The 16,595-nt window shown below is 62.3% G+C and carries 16 protein-coding genes and 1 tRNA gene; 11 read left to right on the forward strand and 6 right to left on the reverse strand.

The window, feature by feature from the left end:
• The first annotated feature begins 16 nt into the window (after positions 1-16).
• The 5 genes from FJ970_RS01295 to FJ970_RS01315 all read left to right on the forward strand — a co-directional run bounded on the left by FJ970_RS01295 (position 17) and on the right by FJ970_RS01315 (position 7,399).
• The gene (locus FJ970_RS01295; RefSeq protein ID WP_140762729.1) at positions 17-1,366 is read left to right on the forward strand and encodes a glucoamylase family protein; all 1,350 of its coding nucleotides are present in this window, start codon (positions 17-19) and stop codon (positions 1,364-1,366) included.
• Positions 1,356-2,885 (forward strand): mercuric reductase, encoded by a 1,530-nt coding sequence (locus FJ970_RS01300; RefSeq protein WP_140762731.1) that lies wholly within the window; start codon positions 1,356-1,358, stop codon positions 2,883-2,885. The genes FJ970_RS01295 and FJ970_RS01300 overlap by 11 nt, the downstream gene beginning before the upstream one ends.
• A gap of 128 nt (positions 2,886-3,013) precedes the next feature.
• Complete coding sequence (locus FJ970_RS01305) at positions 3,014-3,664, forward strand: bifunctional DNA primase/polymerase (protein WP_227791999.1); 651 nt, start codon at positions 3,014-3,016, stop codon at positions 3,662-3,664.
• Positions 3,661-5,820: a glycosyltransferase gene (locus FJ970_RS01310; protein ID WP_140762735.1), complete on the forward strand. Its 2,160-nt coding sequence runs from the start codon at positions 3,661-3,663 to the stop codon at positions 5,818-5,820. The genes FJ970_RS01305 and FJ970_RS01310 overlap by 4 nt, the downstream gene beginning before the upstream one ends.
• Positions 5,821-5,827: 7 nt before the next feature.
• The gene (locus FJ970_RS01315) at positions 5,828-7,399 is read left to right on the forward strand and encodes a glycosyltransferase (protein WP_140762738.1); all 1,572 of its coding nucleotides are present in this window, start codon (positions 5,828-5,830) and stop codon (positions 7,397-7,399) included.
• Here the strand turns inward: FJ970_RS01315 and FJ970_RS01320 are convergent.
• The 3 genes from FJ970_RS01320 to FJ970_RS01330 form a co-directional block, all read right to left on the reverse strand.
• Positions 7,382-8,374, reverse strand: coding sequence for a hypothetical protein (locus FJ970_RS01320; protein ID WP_181178753.1), 993 nt, complete (start codon positions 8,372-8,374; stop codon positions 7,382-7,384). The genes FJ970_RS01315 and FJ970_RS01320 overlap by 18 nt on opposite strands.
• An 80-nt stretch (positions 8,375-8,454) precedes the next feature.
• Entirely contained in the window at positions 8,455-9,030 is a 576-nt protein-coding gene (locus FJ970_RS01325) for a DUF1349 domain-containing protein (RefSeq protein ID WP_140762741.1), read from the reverse strand.
• Between the two features lie 59 nt (positions 9,031-9,089).
• Positions 9,090-10,529, reverse strand: a complete 1,440-nt coding sequence (locus FJ970_RS01330; RefSeq protein ID WP_140762744.1) for an aldehyde dehydrogenase family protein — start codon at positions 10,527-10,529, stop codon at positions 9,090-9,092.
• Between the two features lie 279 nt (positions 10,530-10,808).
• On the opposite strand from FJ970_RS01330, the gene FJ970_RS01335 reads away from it, so the two are divergent.
• On the forward strand, positions 10,809-11,468 hold the full coding sequence (locus FJ970_RS01335; protein WP_140762747.1) for a TetR/AcrR family transcriptional regulator: 660 nt from the start codon (positions 10,809-10,811) through the stop codon (positions 11,466-11,468).
• Positions 11,469-11,594: 126 nt separating this feature from the next.
• Here FJ970_RS01335 and FJ970_RS01340 read toward each other — a convergent pair whose 3' ends face one another.
• Positions 11,595-12,080: a hypothetical protein gene (locus FJ970_RS01340; RefSeq protein WP_140762750.1), complete on the reverse strand. Its 486-nt coding sequence runs from the start codon at positions 12,078-12,080 to the stop codon at positions 11,595-11,597.
• Between the two features lie 299 nt (positions 12,081-12,379).
• Here FJ970_RS01340 and FJ970_RS01345 point away from each other — a divergent pair, with 299 nt between their 5' ends.
• The 3 genes from FJ970_RS01345 to FJ970_RS01355 all read left to right on the forward strand — a co-directional run bounded on the left by FJ970_RS01345 (position 12,380) and on the right by FJ970_RS01355 (position 13,646).
• Entirely contained in the window at positions 12,380-13,081 is a 702-nt protein-coding gene (locus tag FJ970_RS01345) for a Crp/Fnr family transcriptional regulator (RefSeq protein ID WP_140762753.1), read from the forward strand.
• Between the two features lie 84 nt (positions 13,082-13,165).
• Complete coding sequence (locus FJ970_RS01350; protein ID WP_140762818.1) at positions 13,166-13,411, forward strand: hypothetical protein; 246 nt, start codon at positions 13,166-13,168, stop codon at positions 13,409-13,411.
• Entirely contained in the window at positions 13,383-13,646 is a 264-nt protein-coding gene (locus FJ970_RS01355; protein ID WP_227792000.1) for a hypothetical protein, read from the forward strand. The genes FJ970_RS01350 and FJ970_RS01355 overlap by 29 nt, the downstream gene beginning before the upstream one ends.
• Before the next feature lie 168 nt (positions 13,647-13,814).
• Here FJ970_RS01355 and FJ970_RS01360 read toward each other — a convergent pair.
• A tRNA-Ala gene (locus FJ970_RS01360) sits at positions 13,815-13,890 on the reverse strand.
• Between the two features lie 172 nt (positions 13,891-14,062).
• The gene (locus tag FJ970_RS01365; RefSeq protein ID WP_140762759.1) at positions 14,063-14,452 is read right to left on the reverse strand and encodes a TIGR02300 family protein; all 390 of its coding nucleotides are present in this window, start codon (positions 14,450-14,452) and stop codon (positions 14,063-14,065) included.
• Positions 14,453-14,658: 206 nt separating this feature from the next.
• Between FJ970_RS01365 and aroA the strand changes: the two genes are divergently transcribed.
• Both aroA and FJ970_RS01375 read left to right on the forward strand, forming a co-directional pair.
• Entirely contained in the window at positions 14,659-16,017 is a 1,359-nt protein-coding gene (aroA, locus tag FJ970_RS01370) for a 3-phosphoshikimate 1-carboxyvinyltransferase (RefSeq protein ID WP_140762762.1), read from the forward strand.
• A 58-nt stretch (positions 16,018-16,075) separates the two neighbouring features.
• Positions 16,076-16,579, forward strand: a complete 504-nt coding sequence (locus FJ970_RS01375; RefSeq protein ID WP_140762765.1) for a hypothetical protein — start codon at positions 16,076-16,078, stop codon at positions 16,577-16,579.
• The last annotated feature ends 16 nt before the right edge of the window (positions 16,580-16,595 follow it).

The following is a 16,595-nucleotide window of genomic DNA, read 5'->3' on the forward strand; positions in this document are numbered from 1 at the left end:
TTGGAGTTTGCGTCGTTTGCTTAGAGCAGATCCCGCCGCGCTGGCCGACGATGAGCTTCTGGACCGCTATCAAAGCGCCGCCTTCGGCTATTTCCTGGAGAATGTGAACCCCGGCAACGGGCTGGTCGCCGACACCTCGCGGCCGAATTCACCGTGCAGCATCGCTGTCGTCGGTTTCGCCCTGTCCTGCTATCCGATCGGCGTCGAACGTGGCTGGGTGGCGCGCGACGCGGCTGCCAGGCTGACCCTTGCGGCGCTACGCTTTTTCCAGACCAGCACGCAAGGCAGCGGCCCGGACGTTACCGGCCACAAGGGTTTTTACTATCACTTCCTCGACATGCGGACCGGTTTGCGCGTCTGGCGCTGCGAGCTGTCGATGGTGGATACCGCCTTACTGATCGCCGGCATGCTGGTGGCGGGCGCCTATTTTTCCGGTGACAATGACGATGAGGCCGAAATCCGCCAACTGGCCGAGGCGCTCTACAGGCGAGTCGACTGGCGATGGGCGCAAGGCAGCAGCCCGACGCTCCGCCAGGGCTGGAAGGCCAGGACCGGCTTTCTGCACTATGGCTGGGAAGGCTACAACGAGGCGACGATCCTCTATGTGCTGTCCATGGCCTCGCCGGGCCGACCGAGCTCCGACGACAGCTACGAGGCCTGGACGGCGACCTATCAATGGGAAAACATCTACGGCCGCGACGTGCTCTATGGCGGGCCGCTGTTCATGCACCAGTTCTCGCATGCCTGGATCGATTTCGCCGGCATCCGCGACGCTTTCATGCGCGAGAAGAATTCGGACTATTTCGAAAACAGCCGCCGCTCGACATATCTTCACCGCGACTACGCCCGGCACAACCCTTACGGCTTTGACGGCTATGGCGAGAATCTGTGGGGCCTTTCGGCCGGCGACGGACCAGGCAGCTTCCGCGCCAGCGTGGAGCGACGGCGCCACCGGTTTTCCGGTTATGCGGCGCGTGGCGCGCCTTTTGGTCCGGATGACGGCACGATCGCGCCCTGGTCCTATTCGGCGTCGCTGCCGTTCGCGCCGGACATCTGCCTGGCGGCGCTGCGTCACCTCGTCGATCGTTACCCGGAGGTGCTCGACAATTTCCGGCTGCCTAGCGGTTTCAACCCGACATTGGCCAATCGGCGAAAATTCGGCCGCAATGGCTGGGTGTCGGAAGGCCATTTCGGACTGGACCAGGGCATCGCGGTGATGATGATCGAAAACCACCGTTCCGGCCTGATCTGGGAGCTCATGCGTTCCAATCCCCATATCCGTCGCGGCCTGGGCAAGGCCGGCTTCACCGGCGGATGGTTGTCGCGGCCGGCAACGCCGGCATCCGGGGGACGCGATGTCACGTGAACCGACGAGAACCGCCGCCTTCCCTGTCGACCGCAACGACGTCGAACTGATCAGGGGCGCGCATCCCCCGCACTGGAAGAATCCGACCCCGAACGGCCCCTACAATCTCGTCGTCATCGGCGCCGGGCCGGCCGGGTTGGCCGCCGCGCGTGACGCGGCGAGCCTTGGTGCGAAAGTCGCGCTGATCGAGCGTGGGCTGATTGGCGGTGCGTGTATCAATGTCGGCTGCGTTCCGTCGAAGTCGATCATCCGCACAGCCAGGCTCTATGCCGACATGCGCGATGCCGAGAGCTTCGGCGGCGACCCGCCAGACCATCTTCGTGTCGATTTTCAACGCGCAATGACACGAATGCGGCAGATCCGGCAGCGGATCAGCCGTGCCGATTCCGCCGCGAGCCTGGTTTCGGAAGGGATCGATCTCTATTTCGGCGAGGCGCGATTTGCCGGACACGATACGATCACGGTCGCGGACAAGACGCTGCATTTCAAGAAGGCGCTGATTGCAACAGGCGCACATCCGGCCTTCCCTGCCATTCCGGGGCTGGTCGAAGCCGGTTATCTCAGCAACGAGACGATGTTCGATCTTACGCAATGCCCGCCACGCCTCCTCGTCATCGGCGGCGGGCCGCTTGGCTGCGAGACGGCGCAGGCCTTCTGCCTGCTCGGCGCGAAGGTCATCCTGGCGCAGAGCGATCCGATGTTCCTGCCCGGCGAGGAGCGCGACGCCGCGCAGATCCTTTCGGATGCGCTGGCGCGCGAAGGGGTGGAGGTGCGCCTGAACACCGAAGTGGTGGCGGTGCGCAGGGAAGGCGCAAACAAGCTCGCCGACCTGATGCGGGATGGCGACACGACGACGATTTCGGTGGACGAGATCATCACCGGCGTCGGCCGTTCACCCAATGTCGCCGGTCTCGACCTCGAAGAGGCTGGCGTGGCGTATGACGCCAGCGGCATCAAGGTGGATGATTATCTGCGAACCAGCAACCCGCACATCTACGCGGCGGGCGACGTCTGCCTCGAATACAAGTTCACCCACACCGCCGAGGCAACGGCGCGCATTGTCGTGCGCAATGCCTTGTTTCGCGGCCGCGAAAGGCTCAGTGAACTCGTCGTTCCCTGGTGCACCTATACCGATCCGGAGATCGCCCATGTCGGCCTCTATCCCCTGGAGGCGCGCAGCAACGGCATTCCGGTCAAGACCTACACCGTGCTGATGCACGATGTCGCCCGCGCCGTAATGGACGGCGAGGAGGAAGGGTTCGTCAAGATCCATGTCAGGGAGGGGTCCGACCGCATCCTGGGGGCGACGGTCGTCGCCAGCCATGCCGGCGAGATGATCAACACGGTGACTCTCGCCATTCGATCGGGCATGGGATTGCATGCGTTGGCCGACGTCATCCATCCCTTCCCGACACAGGCGCAAGGCATCAAGATGGCGGGCGACGCCTACAGGCGGACACGGCTCACCTCCTTGCGCAGGCGCCTGGCGGCGCGCTGGCTGGCCTGGTCGAGGCGATAACCAGCCCAAGACCCAGTATATATGCCGAAATGCTCACAAATACACGGCCAAATGCGCGGCGGCGCTTGACGGAACCCTGCGAGGCTAATGAGATTGGGACGACGTCTTCGGCCGCGGAACATTCGTGGATGCAGCCTCTAGTCGAAACGGAATACGCAATCGAGCTCTTGGCTAAGGGGTACATCTGTGTGCCGCTGCGAGAAGGTGGCAAGCATCTCGATCTTCAGGCGATGGAATATCACCCGCTACATTTGCAGGGCCGTCGAAAAGACCTCAAAGAATTGGCGTTCCGCTCGATTGCCTTTCAGCTTTCGCAGAAGCCACCGACACGTGAGGAAACCCGGCACTGGTTTCGTGAATTTGCCGGAAATGTCGGGATCGTAGCGGGACACGGCAACCTTCTCATCTTGGATTTCGATGATTCAGCGGGCTATCTGGCCTGGTCCTGTAAGTACGCACGCCTTTCGAGTTGCACGCCGGTCGCAAGATCGCCGAATGGATTCCACGTCTATCTCAGGACCCGCGAACCGGCGGTTTCGTCCAGCCTCTATAGCGGCGTGCGGCGTGTCGGCCACGTCAAGGCGCTTGGCGGTTACATCGTTGGAAGTCCTTCCGTCCTCAAGGACGGCTCCTGCTACAACTGGTTGAAGGACCAGTCGCCGTTCGACGTCGACCCGCAGCCAGTCGAAAGCCTGGCCAGTCTTTCACTTCGCGCGGTCTCGCCATTCAAACATTGCTATGACCGCGTTCTGAAGCGCGGCTTTTTCTTGCCACAATGAGCATCCCGGGGCGAGCGCAACCCGACATCAGCATCATCATCCCGGCAAGAAATGCCGCGGTGACGATCGACGCCACGTTGCGAAGCCTTCTGCCCGAAAGGAGCCTGATCGGTGAGGTTCTTCTGGTCGAAGATGGCTCCAGCGATCAGACCGCGGCGATCTCGGTGCAAAGCGCCCTGCGGTATGGATTGCCGCTGGAGATCCTGGCCGTGCGGCTGGGCAGCGCGGGTGCTGCCCGGAACGCCGGAATTGCGCGGGCCAAGGGCAAGTTCATATTCTTCCTCGATGCCGACGACGAGGTGATGGCGGGAGGGTTGGGGCTATTACATGATGCGCTCCTGCGCCATCCGGAGGCCGGCCTGTCGGTAGGGGCCAGCATTCGACGTGCCAGGGGCCGGCCGGACAAGCTCAAGACTCCACATGGGTACACGAGCGACCGGGCGTCGAACGCCCGCCGGTATCTCCTCAACGAGGCATGGCCGATCGCCATGGGCAGCGCATTGGTCGCAACCTCGGCAACGGCCACCGTGCGCTTTCCGGAGACCACCAGCCTGGATGAGGACACGTGCTACTGGGCGGCCCTGCTCGCCCGCGCCCAGGTGGCGACAATTCCCGCTCCGGTGCTTCTCTATCACCATGACGAAGAAAGGATGGCGCGGCGGTTCGTTCTGGCTCCGCGCGCCACTTTTCTGGCGATAGCTGTCGAGTTGGACAAGCTTGCCGATTCAGGCATTGCCAAGGAAGTTCTGCAGTGGCGGAAGGCCTGGATAGCTCTGCGGATTTCAAGGCAGCTTATCAAACACAACCGATACAGCTATGCGATGAGCATGATGCGTGCCGTTCGCGCCCACAAGAGTCTGGGGCGGAGCTGGAAGGCAACGCAATATCGTATTCGAATTCGCTTCGGAGCCATGATGGAAAGGCCTGACTACCCGTCGCGCGCTGGCGCGGACACGGAAAGACGCACGCTGATCGTGTCCTTCGACCCGGCGTTTCCGCCGGTTTCCGGAGCGGACCTGAGAAATTTCAACAATGCCAGCCTTGCGGCCGAGTATGGCCCGGTCCGGCTTGTCTCGGTCAGGCCCCCAGGCAACCCGTCACAGCCGTCCGATGCGCGCATCAATGCGGTTGGCCTGACGATCGATGGAGAACCGCGTTCGGCCTCTCTCGGCTGGTGGAGGATCGCGGAGGAGAACCGTATTCCCCGCACGGCACTGGTGCGGCTGCGGAGCTTGGTGCAAACCTTCAAACCCGACACGATCGTCGTCGAGGGTATCGGCCTTTTCAAGCTGTTGCGACCTTTGCGTCCCCTGACGAAACAGCTCATCCTCGACATGCACAATGTCGAATCCGAACTGGCGGCACAGCTGCGCCATATCCGTCCAGCGCGATCTCCGGCGGTTCTTGGCATCCGGCGGCTGGAGAGAAAAGCACAATCCATCGTCGACAGGGTCTGGGTCTGCTCGAACGAGGATCGCGAGAGGCTGATGGCGCTTGCCGGGCGCACAATGCCCGTCGATGTCGTTCCCAATGGGATTCCCAACGTCGAGGCCATTCCCGATGTGCTACCGGCGGAAGCACCGGCCGACAGCGGCTATCCGGTGATCCTGTTCATCGGGCATCTCGGCTATCCGCCAAACGTCGATGCCGCCGAGCGATTGGCCCATGCCATATTGCCTCATATCCGGCAAACTTTGCCCGACGCCAAACTCGTTCTCGCCGGGCGCAGCCCGAAGGCAACCGTGCGGGCGCTGGCCGGATTGCCTGGCGTCGAGCTCGTCGAAAATCCCGAAAGCGTGGCGCCGCTCCTGTCCGGCGCGCATCTCAGCATCATCCCGCTCGGGGCCGGCGGGGGCACGCGCATCAAGATTCTGGAGGCGATGGCCTGGGGGGTGCCGGTGATCGCGACACCGCTCGCGGCCGAGGGGCTGGGCCTGGTCGAGAATGACCAGGTGCTTCTGTCGGCCAGCGACGAAGGACTGGCCGCCATGGCCGTCGACCTTTCTCTCGACGCCGAACGCCGGGTACGGCAGCGCTTTCGCGCGCATCAGGCCGTATGGGCCAAGTTTGGCCCGCAGGCCATCCGCGATGCTGTCCGCGCCGGGCTTGCATTGGACAACGGCGACAACGACCCGCCATTTCCCATCATCCCATGAGCCGCCGATGATCCCGCCGATCCTGCACCAGACGTGGAAGACCGACATCGTTCCCGCGCGCTTCCAGGCTTATGCCGACAGCTGGAAGCGGCATAATCCACACTGGACGGTCATGTTCTGGAGCGACCGGATGCTGCTCGAATTCGTGGCCGAGCACTACCCGGATTATCTGCCGATGTTCTGCGGTTATGCCAACGGCGTGCAGCGGTCGGACGCGGCCCGCTACATGCTTCTGCATCACTTTGGCGGGGTCTATGCCGACATCGACTGCGAATGCGTCGCCCCCTTCGATGCGATCATGAACCAGACCCGGGTCGTGCTGTGCAAGGAGCCGGCTTCGCATGCGGCCGTCCAGGCGGATTTCCGGGGCCTGCCCTACCTCCTGTTCAACGGAACGATAGCGAGCCCGCCCGGTCATCCGTTCTGGATGCATCTCCTGTCGATGATGTCCAGGCTCGCCGCTGCCAAGGATGTGCTCGACGCGACCGGTCCTTGCCTGCTCACCTCCGCGCAGCGCGGATACAGCGACCAGGCGGCCTTCGCCATTCATCCTTCCGGCCTGTTCGCGCCGGTGACGTCGGCCGGGAGCATGGAGCGCGAGGCCGGCGACGATACGGCGCTTTCGATCCATCACTGGGCCGGCACATGGTGGACGCCGGAGCCGGCACCAAAATGGACGACCAAGCTGCGCAGCCGGGCCCACAGGTTCTGGTATCACCTGACGCGCGGAGCCTATCTGGATGAAGCGCAGGCAAAAGCCGGCGTCGACAGGGCGGTGCTGTCGGCGCCGCCGCCGTCGGGACAAAACATCGCTCTCCTGGTGCCGCTTCGCGATGCCGCCGACCTTATCCAGCCCTTTCTCGATGCGCTGGACGGGCTCGACTACCCCAAGGACCGAATCAAGCTGGTTTTCTGCGAAGGCGACAGCCTCGACGGAAGCTGGGAGCGGCTGCAGGCCTCGACCGCTGGATTGGTCGGCAAATATCGTGACATCGTCCTGCTGCGAAGACAGGTCGGCACCAGCCTCGATAGGGCAAAGCGGGCAAAGCACAGGATGCAGCGCGTCAGGCGCGGCGCGATCGCCAAGGTGCGAAATTACCTGATCGATCACGGACTCAGCGAGGACGACGACTGGGCGCTGTGGATCGACATCGACGTCTGGCGCTTTCCCGGCGATGTGCTGAACCGCCTGATCGCCGCGGGGCACCGCATCGCGGTGCCCAACTGCGTGAAGATCGCCGGTGGCGCCAGTTTCGACCTCAACAGCTTTGTCATCAGACGGCAAATCAAGGACTATCGCTATTACCGCGAGATACGCGGCGGCCTTCACCAGCCTCCCGTGCAAACGCCAAGCCGGTATCATCTCAGCGATGTCAGGCATCTCGACATCATCGGCCTCGATGCGGTCGGCGGAACAATGCTGCTGGTCGATGCCGCCTTGCATCGCGGCGGCCTTCGTTTCCCCGAAATTCCATACCGCGATCTGATCGAGACCGAAGCTTTTGGCCTCCTTGCCAACGACCTCGGCATCCGGCCGGTCGGCCTGCCCAAGCTGGAAATCCTACACGTCCCGTGGTGAGACGACGGCCCGAAGCTCTTCGCGCAGAGGCTGCAGATAGCTTTGCTGGCGCAGACGCCCCCATACATAGTTCCGGTCCGTCAAATGCGCGGCCTGCCTGATCCAGCGCCCCGGGGCATCGGGGTGTCGCACCTCGCGCCAATCATCGACGATGATGACAGGCAGGCCTTCGTAAAGCGGATCCAGCGGTGAAGTCTTGGTCACCACGATGCAGCCGAGATAAAGCAGTTCCCATGTCCGGTGACAGTCCAGGCCGTTTCCGGCGGTCGACAGCACGAGCGGATATTGCGAATAGAGCTGCCAGATCGAGCGCTGCGATACGTGTTGTCCTAGAAAATCGACATGCGGGCATCCGTCCAGAGCATCAAGCAATTCCCGACGCTCGCCAGACTCTTTGCTGATGCTGAAATCGCAAAATATCCTGGCCGGACGACGATCCGCACTCCCCTTCCCGCGCAGGGTTTTCAGTTGTCTCACCAGTCCGGCAGGCGTCGCCAGGGAACGTGGGGTGTGGAGATCCAGCCCGATCGGGAACGGCTTGACCCTGGGATGACCGCCGTCGTAGTTCTGGCTGTACCAGGAGACCAGATAGGGGTTGGCGAGAAGCCGCTCGACGGTGTCCTTGGTCAGATCCGAAGGCACCGAGCAATCACCGTCGGTCGTCAGCAGGATGAAGGGAGCCTTGATGGTGGGCAGGGCTATCCTGGCGAAAGTGTCGAGATCGCAATTTCGCGCAAGCCTGGCCAGGGTGCTCAACCGCACCCAGACGATGCCATGCGCGCCGCTATAATGGTCGCGGAAAAAAGCCTCGCTTTGCGTCGATTCGGTCGGCGCCCAGCGATACCAATCGGGTCCGGCGAAGTCGCAGAAGTGCCCGATCCCTTGCGACCAAAGCACGGAAGGAACGCTGAAAAACCTCAGCGCCCCGGAACGGACGGCTTTCTTGAGTTTTGCCCGCCAACGCGACATGCCCATGGGCAACGCTTAGCCCAGACGCCGTTATGGCCGCAACGTGCTGCCGGCCTGTTTACACAGGCCAAGGCGGGCTCGTGGCCTCAGTCGTGCAGGTCCCGCGCAATCGGCGGACTGACCGAGAATCCGGAGAACGTGACCTCGAAACCCTCACGCTGCGGCGAACAGCACATCATGCCGACGTCGACCATCTTCGAGATCGGGAAATAGGCGAGCCGCACCGGCTTCCAATGACCGTCGGAAGCGTCGAGATACTGGACACGGATCGCTTCGCCGTGGCGGGTCAGGCGGATCCTGACGCCGTCCGGGCCGGCGGCAATCGGCACCAGAGACCAGTCCGAGGTGTCGTTGGTGACGACGACGGAGACATAGGCAAGGCCGTCGGTGTATTCGATGCCGGCCTTGATCCAGTGTGTTTCGCTCAGCCGGACCATCAGCCCGGCCTGGTCGTAAAGCACCTTGTAGTCGCCCTTGACGGTGACCTCCGCGGTGAAGTCGCCCTCGACCTGCCGAGACAGGAAGTGGCCGTTGTCGCGCCAAAAACCATAGAAGGTCTCGCGCCAGAAATCGGTCTCCTTGCCGGTGCGCACGCGCACGGCATCACCTTCGGTGGCGTGGTGCGGCGGCGGGTTGAGCCAGGTCAGGTCCTGCAATGTCATCCCTTGCACCGGTCCGGTTGCTGGTGACGGCTCGCCGGCCGGTCAGCCGGCGCGCCAGTTCATCCCGCGAACGTATAAGCGGTCTTTACCGTGGTGTAGAACTCCATGGCGTAGCGGCCCTGCTCGCGCGGACCGAAGCTCGAGCCCTTGCGCCCGCCAAAGGGAACATGGAAGTCCACACCCGCTGTCGGCAGGTTGACCATGACCATGCCGGCTTCGGAGTTGCGCTTGAAATGCGTGGCGTGCTTGAGGCTGGTGGTGCAGATGCCCGAGGTCAGGCCGAAGGGCGTGTCGTTGGCGACGGCCAGCGCTTCGTCATAGTCCTGGACGCGGATGACGCTGGCGACGGGCCCGAAAATCTCCTCGCGCGAGCTGCGCATGGCGTTGGTGGCCCCGGTCAGCAGCGCCGGCTTGAGATAGAAACCCGGGGTCTTGCGGTCCAGCCGTTCGCCGCCGAAGGCGAGCGTGGCGCCTTCCCGGACGCCGATGGCGATATAGTCCTCGTCCTGCTTGAGCTGGGTCGCGTCGACCACCGGGCCGATCTGGGTCTGCGCATCGAGCGCATCGCCGATCACCAGCTTTTCCATGCGCTCCTTGAGCGCGTCGACGAAACGGTCGTGGATGCCGTTGGTGACGATCAAACGCGACGAGGCCGTGCAGCGCTGGCCCGTCGAGAAGAAGGCACCGTTCAGCGCGCAATCGACGGCGACCGCGAGATCGGCATCGTCGAGCACGACCAGCGGGTTCTTGCCGCCCATTTCGAGCTGGAACTTGCGCATGTGCTCGACACTTGCCGCGGCGACGCGCTTGCCGGTTCCCACCGAGCCGGTGAAGGAGATGGCGTTGACGTCGGGGCTGTCGAGCATTGCCTGACCGACCACCGAGCCCTTGCCCATGACGAGGTTCAGCACGCCCTTGGGCAGGCCGGCGCGATGCAGGATGTCGACGATGGACCAGGCGCTTTCGGGAACGAGTTCGGCCGGCTTGAAGACGATGGTGTTGCCGTGGGCAAGCGCCGGAGCGATCTTCCAGGCCGGAATGGCGATGGGGAAATTCCATGGCGTGATGATGCCGACCACGCCGACCGCTTCGCGCGTGATCTCGACGCCGACGCCCGGCCGCACGCTTGGCACCACTTCCCCCGACAGGCGCAATGTTTCGCCGGCAAAGAAATCGAATATCTGGGCGGCGCGGATGGTCTCGCCAATGCCCTCGGCCAGCGTCTTGCCTTCCTCCCGCGCCAGGTTGCGGCCAATTTCGTCCTTGCGTGCCAAGATCTCGTCGGCCGCCTTTTTCAGCACCGCGTGGCGCGCCAGCGGGCCGGAGCGGGACCATGCCGGAAACGCCGCCTTGGCCGCCGCGATCGCCTGGCTCGCCTGTTCGACACCCGCCGAGGCATATTCGCCGACGACGTCGCCGGTATCCGAGGGGTTGATGTTGCGGGAGCCTGCATCGCCAACCCACTCGCCATCGATGAGGTTCTTTCGAAACGCTGTCATGTCCTTGCCTTCCCTGGCTGCTGGCCGCGCGGCGGCATCTGTCTGAAGTGGTATTTGCCAGACAATTGCCTTGCGGGAAAGCACGCACTGGACTCGAAGGCCGCGACAAAAGTCCCCGGGCCTGCGCTCATGCTTTCGCTGCAGCGGCGACTGTGCCGCGTCGACAACCAATCCAGCTAACATCGGTGGATAGCTCTCCGGGTCAAGGTTGAATTGCCCTGTACACATATATGTCCACGATCTTGCTTTGCCTGGTGCGGCGTGTCATGCGTCGTCTAGATGGCAGCACTCGAGACGACGATCCAGCGCGCCGGCGCCACCGGCAACATCAAGGCCACGCGCGAAGACTGGCTGAAGCTTGCGCTTGAAACCCTGATCTCGGACGGCGTCGAACGCGTCCGCGTGCTGACGCTAGGCCAGCAGCTCGACGTCTCGCGCTCGAGCTTCTACTGGTATTTCAAGAGCCGCCAGGACCTGCTCGACCAGTTGCTGGACCACTGGCGGCAGACCAATACCCGATTCATCGTCGAGCGCGCCCAACGCCCTTCCGCGACGGTCATACGCGGGGTGATGGGCATTTTCGAATGCTGGGTGGACGATAGGCTGTTCGACCCCCGGCTGGATTTCGCGATCCGGGCCTGGGCTCGCCGCTCCCCGAGCATCCGGCGTGCGCTCGACGAGGCCGACGAAGAACGAGTCGATGCCATACGCGGCATGTTCATGCGTCATGGCTATGAGGAGGAAGACGCGTTCGTGCGCGCCCGCGTGCTTTATTTTATGCAGATCGGTTACTATTCGCTCGAACTCAACGAGCCGATGAGCAGCCGTCTGCCGCATGTTGCCGCCTATCTGCGCAGCTTCACCGGCCGGGAGCCCTCGCCCCAGGATATCGAGGATTTCTCGCGCTACGTCGAGAAAACCCTTCCGCGCAGCCGGTAGCCATCCATGAAAGCGAGCTGCGCATCCATGTCGATCGCGGTCTTGCAGCCTATTTCTGGACGTGGATGGAGATGGCTGCCGGCAACATCGCTGCCGGATCATCGAAGTCGCCGGCCGTGACCATGCTCAGAGCGTGAACGACCAGAACAGGCAGGCCAGCGTCGCGGCGGCAAAGATTACGAAGAACAGGCTGCGCAAGAGCACATTGCGGCGGAGTTCGTTCATGACGAAATGGCAGCCGATGATCGCGGCCGCAAACAGGAAGCGCCAGTTCAGCACTGCCCGCAAGACCTCCCACTGACCAAAGGCCCATCTGGCGATGAGGAAGCCTATGATGGCCGCCAACAGCACGATCGCGGTCCAGAAAAGAGCGTCCGCGATGTGCGTCAAGACAATGCTGGCTGCCCTGATCGGCAGGATCATCATCAGCAAGGCGCTGAAGAAATAGGCCGCGGCAAGTGGAATGAATGTGCCGGCATCGGCGATACCGTCAAGCCGCCTCACACCGATCGCGCCATAGGGATAACCGTGCCTTGCCACCGCCAGGCTCAGCGCCATCAGCAAGGCGGTCAGCACCGCGACCAATGCGAAGGATGTGAGGGCTTTGCTCATGGTGTTCCTGTCCCGGGCGAATCAGACAGGAAGTGATGTAACCGATGGTCGTAAATTGTGGGTAAGCTTTCACCGGGGATAACCGATGGTCGGATCGACAGCGCGCGCGTCCCGGCCGCCGGTGCCCTGATGCTCGACCGTCTTGTCGGCTACCTTCGCCACCTGTGGCGTCGCCCGACGCGGGCGCAATCGTTTGCCAAGCCCGCCCATGGAGCGTAGACTCAAGCATCGGCCGCCCTTTAATCCGGATGCAGCCGACAGTGAGAGGTACGTGCTCTTGCCCGATGGGGAGAAGAGCGATGCCTCAATCCACCTTTCGCAACCATGTTTTGAAAACCCTCACACCTGAGGATTTCGCGCGTTTACGGCCGTCGATGCATCACGTCGAACTGGCCATCAAAGCCCGGCTGGAGATCGCGTATCAGCCGATCGAGCACGTATATTTTCCCGAGACGGGTATCGCATCGGTGGTCGCCGCCATGACCGGAGGGCGGCAAAGCGAAGTCGGCCTGATCGGCTATGACGGCATGACGGGCATTACGGTCGTCCTCGGCCAGGACAGGTCTCCCAATGAAACCTATATCCAGGTCGCCAGCGACGGCTGGTCCCTGCCGGTTGAACCTCTTCGCATCGCGATTGCCGGGAGCCAGACCCTTCGCCCGTCACTGCTTCGCTACGCCCACGAATTCCTGATCCAGTCGTCGCGAACGGCGCTGGTCAATGGCCATTCGAAAATCGAGGAACGGCTGGCCCGCTGGTTGCTCATGGTCAACGATCGCGCTGATGGAGATATCATCTATCTGACGCATGAATTTCTGGCGACCATGCTTGGTTCCCGACGGCCCGGCGTTACCACGGCTCTCCAGATGCTCGAATATCGAGGGCTGGTCCACGCCAGGCGCGGCGAGATCACCATCGTCGACCGCACCGGAATGATAAAACTCACGGACGGTGCCTATGGCGAGGAGGAACAGCGTCACTTCGGCATCGCCTCCGGCTGAATGTCCGGAATCGGACATAGCCTTGAAGGCCTCCACATGTTGGTCGAAAGTAGTATTGGCTTGGATTTCAGGGAGGCATTCTTGATGACCAACACGTTTCACACCATCACGGTGGAAGGAGCGGCCGAAGCCTACGTCCTTTCCAGGGGAAAGGCCCGCTTTCTCTCCATTGCACAAGCAATCCGCGCCATCCGGACACTTATGCCGGCATGCAACGCCACCGACCACGAGTTGGAGGAAATGCTGGCGACGGCCTGCATCGCTCACATGGTGCCCGTCGCTTTCGACGCGGCCAGGCCGGATGGCTCACCATCGCGGCTCCATTCATAGGCCGGAGATGCCCGCGCTTGCGCAAAGGACTGCTCCCGCGGACGTTCGCCAGGCGATTGTCCGCTACCTGATCGACAATGTCGACAGCCCCAGCGTTTCGCTGTCCGAGGTTATCGGCGCCGTGAGAAAGATATTTCCGCTTTGCGAGCTCACGGATTGGGAACTTGGCGACCACATAGCGCGAAGCGCGATCGATGCGGGATTTGCCATCGAATTCGATGCCGACGTTCCGTGACCGTAGGAACGCGGTCGTCCCCCCAATTGTTGATTGAGGGTTGCATCCCAGATGCGCAACCGAAGCAATCGACGCCACCGCGAGCCGGAGACGTCACGCCAGATGAGGTACATTTGTAGAGTAAAGCCTTGAAATCAAAGGGTTTCCTTAAAACCCCCAGAGACTGTTTGGTGGAGCCAATCGGAATCGAACCGACGACCTCTTGAATGCCATTCAAGCGCTCTCCCAACTGAGCTATGGCCCCACTCCCGGCAGTCAGCCGGCGCCGTTTCCGGCGAGAGATCGGCGCGGGTTGGAAGACCGCGCCGTTAGTGCAGGCGGCTTCTAACCCCGCCTTTCCCAGATATCAAGCCTTCATCGCCGGCTTTTTCTTCACAGGCCGTGAAAGCCGGCAAACGCTTGCGTTCGAGACCTTGTCAGACCTCGTCGTCGTCGTCGCCGACGCCGATCATGTCGGAAACGTCGTCTTCTTCTTCCTCTTCGTCGGCAAGGAACGTATCGTCCTCGTCGTCGCCGAGATCGACATCATCCTCGTCATCACCGAGATCGGGAAGATCGTCGCTCTTGGTATCGTCTTCCGCCTCTTCGAGCGAGACGACCTCGACGCCCTCTTCGTCCTCGGCGTCCACTTCCTTCTCGGCCACTTCCTCCTCCTCCTCGACGGCGGCGATCTTGCCTTCCTCGAAATAGGAGCGCGGATAGGTCTTGCCCGTATAGGGCGAGACGATCGGGTCTTTGTTCAGGTCGTAGAATTTCCGGCCCGTTTCCGGGTCGATGCGTTTTGTGCCAAGTTCGGTTTTTGCCACGGCAAGCCTCGTCGATAAAAGAGTGGTCCCCTTAACCACAGTTTGCAGCGCTGTCAAAGCGAAAAGCCGGCGTCACAAAACCAAGCACTGAAAGGCCTCGCGCCAAGTGACGACCATGGGGATGACCATTTCGCCTCGCCGTGATACGAGACCGCCGCAACAAATGAAAAGCGCCGGTCAGCCGGCATTCCGTCCAGGGAAATTCCATGTCTCACGCCGCCGCTGCCAAGCCGGCCACCGCCCGCAAGTCACCAGCCCTTTCCGGCACCGCCCGCGTGCCGGGCGACAAGTCGATCTCGCACCGCTCCTTCATGTTCGGGGGGCTCGCCTCCGGCGAAACCCGCATCACCGGCCTGCTCGAGGGCGAGGACGTGATGCGCACGGGCGCGGCCATGAAGGCGATGGGCGCGCATATAGAGAAGCACGGCGCCGAATGGGTGATCCGCGGCACCGGCAACGGCGCGCTGCTGCAGCCGGAAGGCCCGCTCGACTTCGGCAATGCCGGCACCGGCTCGCGGCTGACCATGGGCCTCGTCGGCACCTACGACATGGAAACGACCTTCATCGGCGATGCTTCGCTGTCCGGCCGGCCGATGGGCCGCGTGCTGGAACCCTTGCGCCAGATGGGCGTGCAGGTGCTGAAGGCCACGCCCGGCGACCGCATGCCGATCACGCTGCATGGCCCGAAACACGCCGCCCCGATCACCTACCGCGTGCCGATGGCCTCGGCGCAGGTGAAGTCGGCGGTACTGCTGGCCGGCCTCAACACGCCGGGCATCACCACGGTGATCGAGCCTGTCATGACGCGTGACCACACCGAAAAGATGCTGAAGGGGTTTGGCGCCAATCTGTCGGTCGAAACCGACGAACGTGGCGTGCGCCACATCTTCATCGAAGGCCAGGGCAAGCTCACCGGCCAGACCATCGCGGTGCCGGGTGATCCTTCCTCGGCCGGCTTTCCGCTGGTTGCGGCGCTGATCGTGCCGGGCTCGGACATCACGATCGAGAACGTGCTGATGAACCCGACCCGTACCGGCCTGCTTCTGACGCTGCAGGAGATGGGCGGCCAGATCGACGTCTTGAATCCGCGCAATGCCGGCGGCGAGGATGTCGCCGACCTGCGCGTGTGTTACTCCGAGCTGAAGGGCGTCATCGTGCCGCGGGAGCGGGCGCCGTCGATGATCGACGAGTATCCAGTGCTGGCCGTTGCCGCCAGCTTCGCCGAGGGCGAGACGCTGATGCAAGGGCTGGAAGAGCTGCGGGTGAAGGAATCCGACCGGCTGTCGGCGGTGGCCAACGGGCTGAAGCTCAACGGCGTCGACTGTACCGAGGGCGAAGCTTCGCTCGCCGTGCGCGGCAAACCCGGCGGCAAGGGCCTGGGAGGCCATCCCAACGGCCTCGATACGACCGTGCAGACGCATCTCGACCACCGCATCGCCATGAGTTTTCTGGTGATGGGGCTGGCGACGGAAAAGCCGGTGACGATCGACGACCAGGCGATGATCGCGACGAGCTTTCCGGAGTTCATGGGGCTGATGAAGGGGCTGGGCGCGGAGATCGAGTGATTTCCAGCGTCAACGTGCTGTCTTTCGTGCCTGAAAGCGCAATGTCGGAATCGCGGCAATGATGGGCAGACAGGTCAATTTCTGGTTGTCAGACAAAGATCAAATTGAACTTCAGTCCATCGTTCTTTCAAAGGGCTCGTTTGCGGTGATCAACACCCAGTTAAAGGCGCCGGCAATCTTGCTGAAAGAAAAATTCGAACGGGTGCATCTGGAGCATAAGGTCGAGCGCTTTCATATCGTTCCCAAGGCACTAAGCGAGGAAATAGTTTGGGAGCACAACCCATACAACGGCACCTACGATCCCGATCTCAGCCGCTCATCTGTGATACAATACAATCCGTGCCGGATCGAAGGCAGTTCAATTTTTCAGGGTCGATTTTATTTTCAGGCGCGCTACGTCGACGATCTTGGGCAATTGGTAGAGAAGCATGCGATGTTCACCAAGATTGGCGACGCACTGCTACGCCTAGTCCGGAAAAATCTAAATCATCTGCACAGTGGCTTTTACGCTGGAAATGAGGCTCTGAAGCTGAAGGATGCGGGTTTCCAGTTTCGACCCTAGCACTTACAAGCATTAA

The sequence above is a fragment of the Mesorhizobium sp. B2-1-8 genome (assembly GCF_006442545.2).
GTDB lineage: Bacteria > Pseudomonadota > Alphaproteobacteria > Rhizobiales > Rhizobiaceae > Mesorhizobium.